Below are 13,943 nucleotides of genomic sequence, written 5' to 3'. Positions count from 1 at the left end.
GCGTAGCCCGTCAATCCGTCGTAGGCATCCAGGCCTTCGTCACGAGTGGAATTCGCCAGCTTCTCGCGGAGCTCCGCGAGCGCCGCGGGCGGAATGCTGCCAGCGTCCTTGTCTGCAACGGCGGTGTGCCCGGCGACAATCGACGGGAGTGGCGCGTTCCCCCGAGCAATGGCCGCTCCCATCTGCGCGAGGCCGAACGGTGTGACGGCCACCTGGGACGTCTCGTTCCCCACGGTGCGTATGCGGTCGATCGCAGCGTTCGCCGACGGAAGCTGACCGGTGAACGCGTCGAGTCCGGGCATGGAGTAGTTGATGCCCAGTCCCAGGTTGGCTGCGTCCAAGCCATCTACGGCCAGCAGATCGGCTGCCGAACCGGCCGGATACATTCCGGAGAACGCGATCTGTCCCTGCTCGTTGGCGTAACTGTTCTGCGCCGCCGCGACGATGGCGCCGGTGGACGGGGCGATGGCCACGATCGACGCGGACGTACCGACGCTGACGACGGCTTCCTCGGCTGCGAGCTGCACTCGCGGATCGAGCGTCGCCTGCAGGTCGGGGCCTCCCGGACCCTGGAATCCGGCCTGCCGCGTCAGAGCCCCGTCCGGTCCGATGACGTCGACGGCCCATCCCGAGGTGGCGTCGCGGTTTGCCTGCCAGGCATTGCGCAGTGAGTCGAGCAGCGGCGAGGTGATCCGTCGGTCCCCTGCGATCAGCTTCGGTGTCTGGGTGACGACCACGCCGGGGATGGCCCGCAGGTCGTCTTCGAGTACCGCGAAATCGTCGTCGCGGAGGTTGACGGCGAGCACCGAGCTGCCGGGCGATGCGGCCAGATCGGATAGCAACGTGTCGGCCGTGATGAGCGGTGCGACGACGTCGATGACGTCCGCGAGCTGGGCCGCGGATGCTGCTGGGTCGGGCATCTGCGCGGGATCGAGCAGAATCGCGTTGATGGTGCGCTCGTTCATCAGCACGTTGTGCGCCGAGTCGAACACGAGCGGCGGCGGTGCATCGGTGCGTACGTAGCGCACAGCGCCTCCCGGCGGCATGTCGGGCGCGAGGACGTCGGGCTCCCACGCGATGCGCCACCCCACACTCAGCTTCTTCGCGGTGCCGCGGGTCTCGTACTGCCAGTCCTTGCCCTCGCCGAAGTTCCAGCCGGATTCGAGATTGAAGAAACCGGAGTCGGCTGACAGGTCGATGAACTGGGCGACCTCGAAGTCCCCGGTGGACGCGCCGTCGGCCGCCAAACCGTCGAACATCTGCGACAGGCTCGCGGCCGCAGCGTTGGGGTAGGTCGTCAGGGCGGCGGCGGCCTGCACGTCGTGGTCGTTGAGTGCTGCGACGAACGTCTCGACCGCTTGTTCCGCCTCACTGGGCGGAGCGTCGAGCGTCCACAGTGCCGCGGTCGTCGTCACGACCAGGCTTGCTCCCACGGCGACCACGACGTAGCGGCCACGGACCCGGCCCACCACCGGGATTCTCACAGAACTCATGAGTCACAATATTCCCTGCAGTCACACAAGTAACAAGCACGGTATTCACACGCTACGGTCACGATTGCGCCACGGTGCACGGCGCCGAACTAGCGCAGGAAGCGTCCCGCTGCCTCGAGGGCGGGCGCAGAACTCTGGCCGCCTGCGACGAACACGGCGAAGGCGAGGTCTCCCTCGATGCCGACGAACCAACCGTGAGCCCCCTCGTTCTGCTGCCCGAACTCGGCGGTACCGGTCTTACCCAGTAGCCCGGGAATGTCCTGCAGCTGGGTGGCGGTTCCGGCCGTCACCGTCTCGCGCATCATCGTTTCGAGCTGCGCGGTCACCTGCGGGTTCAGCGGCTGCGTCGACACGTCGGCGGTGCCGGGTTGCCCGCTGATCAGCGTCGGCGCCTTCAGCGACCCACTCGCGATCGACGACGCCACCAGCGCCATCCCGAACGGGGACGCCGTCACCTGCCCCTGGCCGATGGCCCACTCGACGCGCTGCGCCGGGGTGTCCGCGACGGGCACGTTGCCGGTGACGGTGGTCAGCCCGGGCGTCACGTAGTCCACGCCGAGGCCGTACCGCAACGCGTTCTGCTGCAGTGCATCCGCCGGCAGCCCTGCGCCCAGTCGTCCCATCGTGGTGTTGCAGCTGCGCGCGAACGCGGTGTGCAGCGGGACGGCGCCGAGGTCGAAGTTGTCGTCGTTGGGAATTTGACGACCCTCGATGTTCTCGGTGCCGGGGCACGGAAGGATCGTGTCGGGTGTCGCGATGCCCGCTTCGAGCGCTGCCGAGGTGGTGACGGTCTTGAACGTCGAGCCCGGTGGGTAGAGCCCGGTCAGCGCGATGGGGCCTTCGGCGTCGGCGACGGCGTTCTGGGCGACCGCCAACACCTCACCCGTCGACGGTTGTAGCGCGACGATGGCCGCCTGTTGCGGCAGCGAAGCCAGCGCGTTCTCGGCTTTGATCTGCAGCGCGGAGTCGAGGGTGGTGGCGATGTCGGGGGCGCGGTTCGCGTCGACTCCTTCCAGCTGACCGATTGCACCGTCGACGCCGACTGATTGGATCGCCCACCCCTTGCTGTCGTCGAGTTGCTGCTGCCAGAGTTCGGAGACGCCGGCCAGCGCGGGCGAGCCGAGCGCGCGATCGGTCGTCAGCAAGCGCGTCTGCGGAGCCAGGGTGACGCCCGGGAGAGCAGCGAGCGGCGCCGCGATCAGATCGAGGTCCGATTGCCGAAGGGTGACAACCGTCGTCGAGTTACCCTGCGCTGCAGCCTGATTGGCGGCGATAGACTCGGCCGTGATACCCGGAACGATCGGCGTGATGTAGGACGCGACGGCGGCGGCGTCGGCGGTGGAATCCACGTTCACCAGGGTGACGATTTGTTGCGACATCAGCTCGGCCCCTGCCCGGTCGAACACCTTGGGAGTGACGAGCGCATCGGTGGCGGTGTAGCGAACGGTGCCGTCGACGGTCAGGCCGGGAGCGAGCACCTCGGGGTTCCACTCGATGCGCCAACCCTGATCGGTCTCGATGGCGGTGGCGTTCGTGTCGTACTGCCACTGTTTCGGCTCGCCGTCCGGCTCCTCGGTGCCGTCCTTGGTCGTCGAGAACCGCCAGGTGGCGTCGAGCGTCACCGCGCCGCCCTCGTCCGACGCGGACTCCACGGTGTAGTCGGGAGTTGCGGTGACGCTTCCTCCTGCGCTCAGTCCGTCGTAGAGCTTCGTCAATGCTGCCGACGCCGCCACCGGGTCGGTGGTGAGCGCTGCAGCGGCGTCTGCCGCTCCGCTGTTGATCGCGTCGACGAACTGCTGGGCCGTGGTCTCGGGCTGCGGCGGGCCGTCGTCCGCGCATCCCGCGAGCACGAGGGCTGTCACTGCGAGCAGGGCCGTGACTGCGACAGGGGCAGAAGCCGTCTTCTTCGATGTGCGCACGCACCGATCATGCCTGACCCTGTGGAGAAGCTCGGGGTTGCACCACGCTCGATGCCGGTCTAAATTTACTGTTGCCTTGTTGCCAACAGATTCGGAGAGGCCGTTGCTCCTGTAGAAGTTCGTTCCGCTCGCGTCACGCATTCTGCGTGATCGCACTCAGCGCGCACACAACTTCTGGAGCAATCATGTCTACTTCGTCATCTCTGCGTCTGTCCGACGTTCTCTTCTTCTGGCCCGACGGTGACGTCGTGTTCGACAAGCTCGACGCCGTATTCCCCTTGGGCACAACGGGTTTGGTGGGCAACAACGGAGCAGGCAAGTCCACGCTGCTGAAACTGATCACCGGTGAGCTGACGCCGCAGCGAGGGTCCATCGGCACTTCCGGCGTCATCGGATACCTCCCCCAGGACATCGCGCTACGGCCCGGTCGGCGGGTCGACGAGATTCTCCGGTTGCGCGAGTTGCGAGAATCGTTGCAACGCATCGAAATCGGTGAGGGGTCCGAAGATGACTTTGCCCTCGCCGGAACGGGATGGGACGCCGAGGAACGTGCCGTCGCACTGTTGGACAAGCTGGGGCTGGGGCATATCGTGTCCCGCACCGAAGACTTCGACAACATCGTCGGCACCCTGTCCGGTGGCGAGTCGATGCTTCTCGCGCTCACCGCGGAACTCGTCGCGGAACCCGATGTCCTTCTCCTCGACGAGCCGACCAACAACCTGGATCTGCAGGCACGCCGCCGGCTCCATCAGGCAATCGCGGGCTTCACCGGGGTCGCAATCGTGGTCAGTCATGATCTCGATCTGCTCGATGCCATGGACCACACCGCCGAACTGCGCGCCGAACGCGTCGGTCCCACGCGACTGCGAATGTTCGGCGGCAACTACGCCCACTACCGCGGCGTCGTCGATGCCGAGCAGGAGGCTGCTCTCGCCGCAGTGCACGACGCGAAGAACGACGTGCGCAAACAGGAACGGGAATTGGCCGACACCAGAACCAAACTGGACCGAAGGCTTCGGTACGGCAAAAAGATGGAGGACCAGAAGCGCGAGCCGAAAATCGTCATGGGGATGCGCAAACGGTCCGCGCAGGTGTCGGCGGGGAAGTTGCGCAACAACCACCTCGACAAGGTGGACGACGCGCAGGCCGTTCTCGCAGCCGCCGAGGAGCGTCTTCGCGACGACCGGGAGATACGCGTCGATCTGCCGGCGACGGAGGTTTATGCAGGACAGCGGATCGTCGTCACGGACGACATCGAGATCGTGGGGCCCGAGCGGATCGCTCTGATCGGGCCGAACGGCAGCGGAAAAACCACCCTGCTTCGCACAATCGACGCAGCGCAACCGGTCGTGCCGTGGCGTTACCTACCGCAGCGTCTCGACGTGTTCGACGAGTCACGCACCGTCGCGCAGAATGTGGCCGATGTTGCCGAGCACGCGACGAACGAACGAATCAGGGCGCAGCTCGCCAGGTTTCTGTTCCGGGGCGCCGACGCCGACGCCGTGGTGTCGACACTGTCCGGGGGTGAACGGCTTCGAGCTGCGCTGGCGCGAATTCTGCTCGCCGAGCCGTCGCCCCGATTGCTGTTGCTCGACGAGCCGACCAACAACCTCGACCTGGCAAGCAAGAAGCACCTGACCGGGGCGTTGTCGAGTTACCGAGGTGCCCTCGTCGTCGTCAGCCACGACCTGCCCTTCCTGCGCGATCTCGACCCGACGCGGTGGGTCGACCTCGGTGCGGAACCGGATGCACCATGATGGAAGCGTGGACTTGGCAACCAACCCCTCCGACGGCGTCCGGATCGCGTACCAGGTCGTGGGTTCGGGACCGCCGCTGCTGCTCGTGCACGGCAGTCTCCTGACGCACACGATCTGGCGAACGTTCGGGTATCTGAAGGCGTTGCGTTCGTCGCGGCAACTCGTTCTGGTGGACATGCGCGGTCACGGCCGCAGCGACAAGCCGCACGATGTCGCCTCCTACGCCATGGGCACCATGGTCGAAGATCTGATCGCGGTGCTGGACGCCGTGGGGGTCGAGCGAGCCGACTACTGGGGATACTCGTTCGGGGGACGCGCAGGACTGACGCTGGCAGCGAGCACCACATCCCGCGTGTCGAGCCTCGTCGTCGGCGGCGGCTCCCACGGTTCGCAGAAGGGCGCGTTCGATCGACTGTTCTTTCCCGGATGCGCGGACGTGTTGGCCGAACGCGGCATGAACGGTTTCCTCGACGAGTGGAACAGCCACCGACTGTTCCCGGTGGACGCGGCAACGCGAGCGGTGTTCGCCGCCAACGACTCCGACGCAATGGCCGCGTACCTCCGGGCGTCCGACATCGAGCCCGGCTTGTCCGACGACGATCTTCGTGACATCGATGTGCCCAGCCTGTTCTACGTCGGGTCCGAGGACCGCACCCGGTTGGCAGACGGCCGAGCTGCTGCAGCGTTGGTACCGGGCGCGGAATTTCACCTCATCGACGGGTTCGACCACTCGACGACCCCCGCGGCGAGTACCGAGATTCTCGCGGTCGTGTCTCCGTTCCTGGATCGGCACTCACCCGCCGAAAGAGCTACTTGAGGTTCGCGAACTGGTCGTCGCGCCACTCCCCCGACAACACTTCGCCGGAGTCCTCGCGGGCACGCAGTTCGACTCGGCGGATCTTGCCGGAGATCGTCTTGGGTAGTTCGAAGAACTCGATGCGGCGGATTCGCAGGTACGGCGCCAAGTGTTCGCGCGCGTACTTCAGGATCTCGAATGCCGTGTCCTCATTGGGTTCCCAGCCCGCCGCCAACGCAACGTACGCTTTGGGAACCGCGAGGCGCGTCGCGTCGGGTGCGGGGACGACTGCCGCCTCGGCCACCGCGGGATGCTCGATCAGGACGCTCTCGAGCTCGAACGGCGAAACCTTGTAGTCGGATGCCTTGAACACGTCGTCGGTGCGGCCGACGTAGGTGATGTAGCCGTTCTCGTCGCGCGATGCGACGTCACCGGTGTGGTAGTAGCCGCCCGACATGACCTCGTCGTTGCGCGCCGGGTTGTCGAGGTATCCGGTCATCAAGTTGTACGGGCGCGTGGTCAGGTCGAGGCAGATTTCGCCCTCGTCGGCCTCCTCGCCCGTCACCGGGTCGACGATGACCACCGGCACGCCGGGCAGGGGACGCCCCATCGAGCCGAACTTCAGCTTTGCACCCGGCGTATTGGCAACCAGCGCAGTGGTTTCGGTCTGGCCGAACCCGTCGCGAATGTTGAGACCCCACTGCTTCTGAACGTGAGAGATCACCTCGGGGTTCAGGGGCTCCCCCGCGCCGATCGCTTCCCGCAGCGCACCCTTGCCGCCGGTGATGTCGGCCTGAATGAGCATGCGCCACACCGTCGGAGGTGCACAGAAGGTCGTCACCTCGGCCCGCCGGATTTGCTCGAGCAGCGCTGTGGCGTCGAACCGCGTGTAGTTGTAGATGAAGATCGTCGCCTCGGCGATCCACGGCGCGAAGAAGCAACTCCATGCGTGCTTCGCCCAACCGGGCGAGCTGATGTTGAGGTGGATGTCGCCGGGCCGAAGGCCGAGAAAGTACATGGTGGTGAGGTGCCCGACGGGGTACGACACCTGCGTGTGTTCGACGAGTTTCGGCTTGCTCGTGGTTCCCGAGGTGAAGTAGAGGAGCAGTCGGTCGTCCGGGGCGGTCACCGTCTCGAACGGCTGCGGATTGCGCACCTCGTACGCCCCGGAGAAGTCGACCCAGCCCGAGACATCGCCGACGGCGATCTTCAGGTAATCGCCGGGAACCTCGTCGAACTTCGGTGCATCCACCGGATTGACGATGACGGCCTTCGCCTGGCCGCGATCAAGCCGGTCGGCGAGGTCCACGGACCCGATCGCCGTGGTGGTCGGCATCAGCACAGCGCCGAGCTTCATCACCGCGAGCATCGACTCCCACAACTCGACCTGGTTTCCCAGCATCAGAATCACCGAGTCGCCCCGACCGATGCCCTGCTGCTCGAGCCAGCGAGCGACCTGATCGGATCGAGAGGTCATGTCGTCGAAGCTGTACTTGCCTTCGGAGCCGTCTTCTTCGACGATCCACAGCGCGGTCGCCTCGTTGCCTCGAGCGAACTCATCGAACCAGTCGATCGCCCAGTTGAACTTTTCGCCGAGCGTCGGCCACCGAAACGTGTCGAGGGCAGTGTCGTACTCGCCGTAGGCATCGAGCAATACATCACGTGCAGCCCTGAATGCCGTGTGCGCGGTCCCGGCCATGTGCCCTCCTGAAAGCTCGAATCGTTCCGTCCGTGGGCGTACAGCGCCGTGTGATACCCATCACTGCCGACGGTAGGGCACTGCGCAAACTCCTCGCTACCCCCGATCGAGGGTGCAGGCAAGGAAGTGCGGACCCATACTGATCGCGTCGATACCGCACCCCGCTGCGAGAGGCTTGATGACATGTCCGCTGGAACGACCGGGTCGCCTGCAACGATCGGGTCTCGCAGAGCTACCCGCTGTTTCGTCGCCGCCTGCGTCGTCGGCGTCGTGCACGCCGCGTTCTCCGGATACTGGGCAGCCGGCGGACGATGGCTGTTGGGAACAGTCGGCGCCTGGGCTACCGACTGGGTCGACGCCGAACCCGCCACGGCACGCTCGGTCCTGCTCGGCCTCACTGCCTTCAAGTTGGCTGCGGCCGTACTGCCGTTGCTGGCCCACCTCGGTCGCGTGCCGCTGCGCAGGACCATCTTGGCCGTCTCCTGGGCAGGCGCGGCCCTACTTCTCGTGTGGGGTGGGCTGTCGTTCGTCGGCGCCGTCATCGGACTGATCGCGTCCTCGGAGGGACGTGAGGTAAAAATCGGGCATCTGTTCTTCGACGGGCTGTTCGTGCTCTGGGGAGCAGCGCTATTGCTGGGCCTGCTCGCCAGGCGAAAGCACGAATGAGCCACAAGCGCTAGATTCGGTCGCCCGATTCGGGGTGGAACAGGTGCACCGAACCGTCGAGCTTGGCGAGGCTGATGCTTTCGCCGATGCGGGCGGGTGCGCGTACGGCCGACTTGGCGACGAGGGCGACGGGTCCGCCGTCGAGACCCTTGACCTTCGGGTCGTCGAGGTGGGCGTACACGTACGATTCGCTGCCGAGTTCTTCGATGAGGTCGACCTGTGCGGCGAACCCCTCACCGTGCCCGATGCCCAGCTGCTCGGGGCGCAGTCCGACGGTGACGGTGTCGAGCCCCGCGCTCGCAAGCTTGGTCAGTGCGTCGCGTTCGAGCGGGAGCAGTGTGTTGCCGATCTGCACCCCGCCGGATCCGATCGGAACCGTCATCAGATTCATTGCGGGAGAACCGATGAAGCCGGCGACGAACGCATTGACGGGGTTGTCGTACAGGTCTGTCGGCGAGGCGAACTGTTGCAGTTTGCCGCCGCGCAGAACTGCGACGCGATCGCCCATGGTCATCGCCTCGACCTGGTCGTGGGTGACGTAGACGGTCGTCGTACCGAGTCTGCGCTGCAACGCCGCAATCTGCGTACGCGTCTGAACCCGGAGTTTGGCGTCGAGGTTGGACAGCGGCTCGTCCATACAGAACACCTGCGGTTCACGGACGATGGCCCGTCCCATGGCAACTCGCTGCCGTTGACCGCCCGAGAGCTTGCCGGGTTTGCGATCGAGGTATTCGGTGAGGTCGAGGATCTTCGCGGCCTCGGCGACCTTCTGTTTGCGCTCCTCGAGCGGGACGCCGCGCATCTTGAGCGCGAAGCCCATGTTCTCCCCAACGGTCTTGTTGGGGTACAGCGCGTAGTTCTGGAAGACCATCGCGATGTCGCGGTCCTTCGACGGAACCCCGACCATGTTCTTGCCACCGATTTCGATGGCGCCGCCGTCGATCTCCTCCAGACCGGCCAGCATGCGCAGCGCAGTGGACTTGCCGGATCCGGAGGGTCCGACGAGAACGACGAACTCGCCGTCCGCGATGTCGAGGTCGAGTGAATCGACGGCGAGCTTGTCGGCACCTTCGTAGACGCAGGATGCCTTCTTGTACGTGATTGCAGCCATTTCGAGCTCCTGAATTCTATTTGATGGCGCCGAAGGACAGACCGCGCACGAGCTTGTTCTGCGCGAACCATCCGGCAAGGACGACGGGGAGTGCTGCGAACGTCGCAGCGGCGGAGAGCTGGGCCCAGTACAGGCCCTGACCGGTGATGAAGCCGACCAGATACACCGGAATCGTCTGTGCCTGAACGGCTGTCAGGTTGACGGCGAAGAAGAATTCGTTCCACGAGAAGATCACACAGATGAGCGACGTCGCGGCAATGCCCGGGGACACCAGCGGCAGGATCACCTCACGCACCGAAGTCCACAGCGAAGCCCCGTCCATGCTGGCCGCCTCGAGCAGCTCGCTCGGTACCTCGAGAAAGAACGAACGCATCATCCATACTGCGATCGGCAGGTTCATCGCGGTGTACAGGATCACCAGTGTCCAGATGTTGTCCAGCATGCCGATGTCGCCGACGATGACGTACAGCGGAACGATCGCTGCCACAACGGGGAGCATCTTGGTGCTGATGAAGAAGAACAGCACGTCTTTCGTCTTCTTCACCGGCCGCAGCGACAGCGCGAATGCCGCCGGAATACCCAGCAGCAGAACCAGAAGAGTCGACACGACCGTGGCGAATGCAGAATTGAGCAGCGTGGTGCCGATACCGCTTTCGAGTACACCACGATATTGATCGAGCGTCGGGGTGAAGAAGAGTTTCGGTGGGTCGGAATAGGCGTCGGCTTCCTGCTTGAAACCGGTGAGCACCATCCAGAGCACCGGGAAAAAGAACGCGAGGCCGGCGACCCAGGCCACGAAGGACCAGATCGAACCGGCACCCCACTTGCCCCTGCGCTTGATGGTCACGCCGTCCGACGTCTGCGGTACTGCTCTTTTCTTCTTCTTGTTCGTGGTTGCGGTACTCATCACGCAGCCTCCTCGTTTCCACTGAAGCTCTTGAAGATCAGTCTCAGCGCCAGGGTGCTGACGATGATGGTGGCGACGACGGTGACGACGCCCATTGCCGCGGCCTGCCCGATGTCGAACCCGAGGAACGCGCGCTGGTAGATGTAATAGGGCAGGTTCGACGATGCGACGCCAGGGCCACCCGAGGTCATCATGTAGACGGCGTCGAAGGTGTTGACGAGGTAGATGGCCCCGAGGACGGCTCCGAGTTCGATGAATCGGCGCAGGTGCGGAAGTGTGAGCTCACGGAAAAGCTTGAACGGTCCGGCGCCGTCGACGCGAGCTGCCTCCGAAATGTCCTTGGGCATCGACTGAAGCCCGGCCAGGATGAGCAGCATCATGAACGGCGTCCACTGCCAGATCAGGTTGGCCATGACCGCGGCGAGGGGAAAGCGAGAGACCCAGTCGATCTGGTCGACGCCGAACGGGCTGAGCACGAAATTGATCAGCCCGAACACCGGGTCGAACATCGTGGTCTTCCAGATGAGCGCACCCGCCACCGGCGTGATCAAAAACGGCGTGATCAGCAGCGTTCGAATGAGGCTGCGGCCGATGAACTTACGATCGAGCAGCAAGGCGAGGAACAACCCGAGGATCACCGAGATGATGACGGTGCCCACGATCATGATCACCGTGTTGAGCGCGACCTCGCGGAACTGGCTGTCGCGAAAGACGTCGACGTAGTTGTTGAGCCAGTTGAACTCGCGGGATCCCGGCCGAACGAGGTTCCACGACTGCGTCGAGTAGTACAGCGTGAACAGGAACGGAACCTGGGTGACGATGATTGCGAACACCATCGCCGGCAGGAGCGGTCCGCGGCGACGCCAACCTTCGGCTCGCGAGATCGTGCGCGGTCTGGGTACGAATTCTTCGGAATCGGTTTCCGTCGATCGCACATCGGTGGTGGTCATCCCTGGCCCTCCTGGTACGTCTTGCCGACCACTTCGGCGTACTGCTGCGCTTGCTCGAGCGCGTCCGGGACGCTGATTCGTCCTGCAATTGCTGCGCTGATCTGCTGGCTGACGCGAGTTCCCAGGTCCTGAAACTCCGGGATGGTCAGAAACTGCACTCCGGTGTACGGGACCGGATCGACCGTCGGGTTGTTGGGATCTGCACCGTTGATGGAATCGAGCGTCACCTGACCGTAGGCCGCCGACGCTTCCTTGTACTCGGGAATCTCGTAGGTGGAGAGTCGACTACCGGGAGGCACACGCTCCCAACCGAGTTCGTTGCCGACCTTGTTCAGGTACTCCTTGCTCGTCATCCACGACACGAACTTCCACGCCTCGTCCGGCGCTTCGCTTGTCGTCGGGATACCGAGGGCCCAGGAGTAGAGCCACCCGTTGTCGCTCTTGGCCTCGCTCGGCGCCTTGGCGTAGCCGATCTTGCCGACGACGTTGCTCGACGTTGGATCCTCGAGTACCGATACGGCGGAGGTGGCGTCGTACCACATCGCGGTGTTTCCCTGCGAGAGTTGCGTACCGCACTCACTGAAACCGCTTGTCGCAGCGCCGGCTTGCCCGTGCTCACGCACCGTGTCTACGTAAAACTGCACAGCTGCTTCGGTTTCCGGGCTGGTGAGTTGCGCGTTCCAGTCTTCGTCGTACCAGCGGCCACCAAAGGAATTGATGACGGTGTTCAGCGGGGCGAGGACTTCACCCCAGCCGGGCTTGCCGCGCAGACAGATGCCGGAGACATCGGGGCTGTCGAGTTTCGCTGCGGCGTCGGCAACCTGCTGCCAGGTCGGCTCCTCGGGCATGTCGATGCCCGCTGCCTCGACGAGGTCCTTGCGGTACATCAGGAACGACGACTCGCCGTAGAACGGCACCGAGTACATGCTGCCCTCGTACGACAGCGACTCCTTCAGCGTGGGAATGAAGTCGTCCTCGTCGTACCCGGGGGTGGCGTCGGCGTACTCCGAGAGGTTGGTCAGCCAGCCGTTCTCGGCCCACTGCGGTGTTTCGAAATTACTGATCATCACCACGTCGAATTCGCCACCACCGGTGGCGACGGAGGCCGTGATCTTCGCGCGCGCCTCGTTCTCCGACAGCGACACGAACTTCAGATTGATCCCGGGATTTTCGGCTTCGAACGCCGGCGCAAGCGAGATAGCGTCGGACATCTGCGAATTCGAGACGATCGCGACGGTGATGGTGGTGCCGTCACCGCCGCCGCCGAACGAGCCTGCGCCGGCGCATCCGGACAGCACCAGGGTTGTCGCCATCGAAGCCGCGACAACCACCTTCCGTTTAACCTTCACTTGCTACCTTCCTGTTCTTGCGCGAGAAGCCAACGCGCGCTCTCGATATCGGTCACCAGGATCGATGCGAAACCGCCACGCAGTGCGCCGAGAATCGCTTCGTGCTTCCTTCTGCCACCGGAAATCAGTAATGCCCTATCGCACGCTGCGATCGCGTCGAGGCTCACCGACACCGTTCGTGGGGGCAGTGAGCCGCCTGTTTCGCGGCCGGCGATGTCGTAGAACCGTCCACCGATCTCCCCGACGGCGCCCAGGCCGCGCAGCTCGTCGAGGACGGATGCGTCGATGAAGCTGCCCTCGAACAGCGTCGTCGACGTGGAAACGGGGCCGATGCCGTACATCATCACCTCGGCATCGGCCCCGGTCTGGAGGGCGCGCGAAATCACGGAGTCCTGTTGCAGCGCTGTCACTGTCGCGGGGTCGGCATACAGTGGAGCGTTGAGTCGGACCGGCTTGGCCTGCAGGTGCTGGGCACACCGGCCGAGCGTGAATTCGACGCCGGTCTGGTAGTCGGCAGAGCTCATCGATCCGTCGAGCTGAACGACCTGGGCGCATTTGACGCCTCGTGACTTGAGCGATTGCGCCACGGCCACGGTTTCGGGACCCCAGGTGAAGCCCAGGGTGTCCGGCGGTTCGAGGCGGCGCGCGAGGATGGCCGCGGCGGCGCGTCCGAGGGAGCCGTAACTGCCTTCGCTGCCGTCCACCACGTCGGACACGACGAGCACTTCGGTGAGCGCGAAGAGCTTCTCGAGTTGGCGTTCGATGTCGGCGTGGACCGTGCCCTGCAGTTCGTCCGGTACGTGAATGTCGATGGACACGAGCCCCTGAGTGCGGGCCCGGGCGATGAGCCGTCCGGCAGTCGGGCGTGAGACGCCGAGCTTCGCGGCTATCTGGGCCTGGGTCGAACCTTCGAGGTGGTACATCGTCGCGGCGCGGAGGGCAAGCCGCAGATCGTCCGTCGCCTTCGACGAACGTTGCGGATCCGGCACCTCGGGAACCCGTGTGGGCACGACCACTCCTCGATCGGTATGAGCAAATGCTCATGGTGTGTTCTTCTGCTCATTAAGCTAACATTCAGGTGTGATCTACACAACACCCACCCCCGATGTCTCGCCGGTGCCACAGACGATGCAGGTCAGCGTGCTGAGCGGCCCGCAGGAAATCCGACTCGAAGAACGCCCCGTTCCCGTACCCGCCGCCGACGAGGTACTCGTACGCATTACGGCAGTGGGCGTCTGCGGATCCGACGCTCACTACTACCGCGAAGGCCGCATCGGCGACCACGTGGTGCGCGGC

Annotated in this window: 11 protein-coding genes and 1 pseudogene; 4 read left to right on the top strand and 8 right to left on the bottom strand. The window is 64.7% G+C overall.

The genetic code is table 11. The annotated features are described in order from the left end of the window. Both WBQ44_RS22480 and WBQ44_RS22475 read right to left on the bottom strand, forming a co-directional pair. A partial coding sequence (locus tag WBQ44_RS22480) for an NTF2-like N-terminal transpeptidase domain-containing protein (RefSeq protein WP_495568872.1) occupies window positions 1-1,493 on the bottom strand: 1,493 nt, incomplete at its 3' end. A gap of 89 nt (window positions 1,494-1,582) precedes the next feature. Then, a complete protein-coding gene (locus WBQ44_RS22475; RefSeq protein ID WP_495568871.1) occupies window positions 1,583-3,412 on the bottom strand; it encodes a penicillin-binding transpeptidase domain-containing protein in 1,830 nt (609 codons plus the stop codon). Between the two features lie 185 nt (window positions 3,413-3,597). Here WBQ44_RS22475 and WBQ44_RS22470 point away from each other — a divergent pair, with 185 nt between their 5' ends. Then, the gene (locus WBQ44_RS22470; protein ID WP_495568870.1) at window positions 3,598-5,169 is read left to right on the top strand and encodes an ABC-F family ATP-binding cassette domain-containing protein; all 1,572 of its coding nucleotides are present in this window, start codon (window positions 3,598-3,600) and stop codon (window positions 5,167-5,169) included. Between the two features lie 7 nt (window positions 5,170-5,176). Then, window positions 5,177-5,986: an alpha/beta fold hydrolase gene (locus WBQ44_RS22465; RefSeq protein WP_495568869.1), complete on the top strand. Its 810-nt coding sequence runs from the start codon at window positions 5,177-5,179 to the stop codon at window positions 5,984-5,986. On the opposite strand, the gene WBQ44_RS22460 is transcribed toward WBQ44_RS22465, so the two are convergent. Further along, on the bottom strand, window positions 5,979-7,664 hold the full coding sequence (locus WBQ44_RS22460; protein WP_495568868.1) for an AMP-binding protein: 1,686 nt from the start codon (window positions 7,662-7,664) through the stop codon (window positions 5,979-5,981). The two genes, WBQ44_RS22465 and WBQ44_RS22460, sit on opposite strands and share 8 nt — an antisense overlap. Window positions 7,665-7,847: 183 nt before the next feature. Between WBQ44_RS22460 and WBQ44_RS22455 the strand changes: the two genes are divergently transcribed. Continuing rightward, complete coding sequence (locus WBQ44_RS22455) at window positions 7,848-8,330, top strand: DUF3995 domain-containing protein (protein ID WP_495568867.1); 483 nt, start codon at window positions 7,848-7,850, stop codon at window positions 8,328-8,330. A 10-nt stretch (window positions 8,331-8,340) separates the two neighbouring features. Here WBQ44_RS22455 and WBQ44_RS22450 read toward each other — a convergent pair whose 3' ends face one another. The 5 genes from WBQ44_RS22450 to WBQ44_RS22430 are packed head-to-tail and all read right to left on the bottom strand — an operon-like array spanning window position 8,341 to window position 13,657. Next, the gene (locus WBQ44_RS22450; protein ID WP_495568866.1) at window positions 8,341-9,441 is read right to left on the bottom strand and encodes an ABC transporter ATP-binding protein; all 1,101 of its coding nucleotides are present in this window, start codon (window positions 9,439-9,441) and stop codon (window positions 8,341-8,343) included. Between the two features lie 16 nt (window positions 9,442-9,457). Continuing rightward, entirely contained in the window at window positions 9,458-10,348 is an 891-nt protein-coding gene (locus WBQ44_RS22445; protein WP_495568865.1) for a carbohydrate ABC transporter permease, read from the bottom strand. Beyond that, a complete protein-coding gene (locus WBQ44_RS22440) occupies window positions 10,348-11,298 on the bottom strand; it encodes a carbohydrate ABC transporter permease (RefSeq protein WP_495568864.1) in 951 nt (316 codons plus the stop codon). The genes WBQ44_RS22445 and WBQ44_RS22440 overlap by 1 nt, the downstream gene beginning before the upstream one ends. Next, complete coding sequence (locus WBQ44_RS22435) at window positions 11,295-12,611, bottom strand: ABC transporter substrate-binding protein (RefSeq protein ID WP_495568873.1); 1,317 nt, start codon at window positions 12,609-12,611, stop codon at window positions 11,295-11,297. The genes WBQ44_RS22440 and WBQ44_RS22435 overlap by 4 nt, the downstream gene beginning before the upstream one ends. A 32-nt stretch (window positions 12,612-12,643) precedes the next feature. After that, window positions 12,644-13,657 carry a sugar-binding transcriptional regulator gene (locus tag WBQ44_RS22430; protein ID WP_495568863.1) on the bottom strand — a complete coding sequence of 338 codons (1,014 nt, stop codon included), beginning with the start codon at window positions 13,655-13,657 and terminating at the stop codon, window positions 12,644-12,646. A gap of 118 nt (window positions 13,658-13,775) precedes the next feature. Here WBQ44_RS22430 and WBQ44_RS22425 point away from each other — a divergent pair. Then, a pseudogene (locus WBQ44_RS22425) lies at window positions 13,776-13,943 on the top strand (NAD(P)-dependent alcohol dehydrogenase); the annotation flags it as partial.

The sequence above is a fragment of the Rhodococcus sp. (in: high G+C Gram-positive bacteria) genome (assembly GCF_049591685.1).
In the GTDB taxonomy this organism is placed as follows: Bacteria; Actinomycetota; Actinomycetes; order Mycobacteriales; family Mycobacteriaceae; genus Rhodococcoides.
Note: the sequence above shows the minus strand (reverse complement) of the source record. Positions and strands in the feature narration are given on the sequence as shown.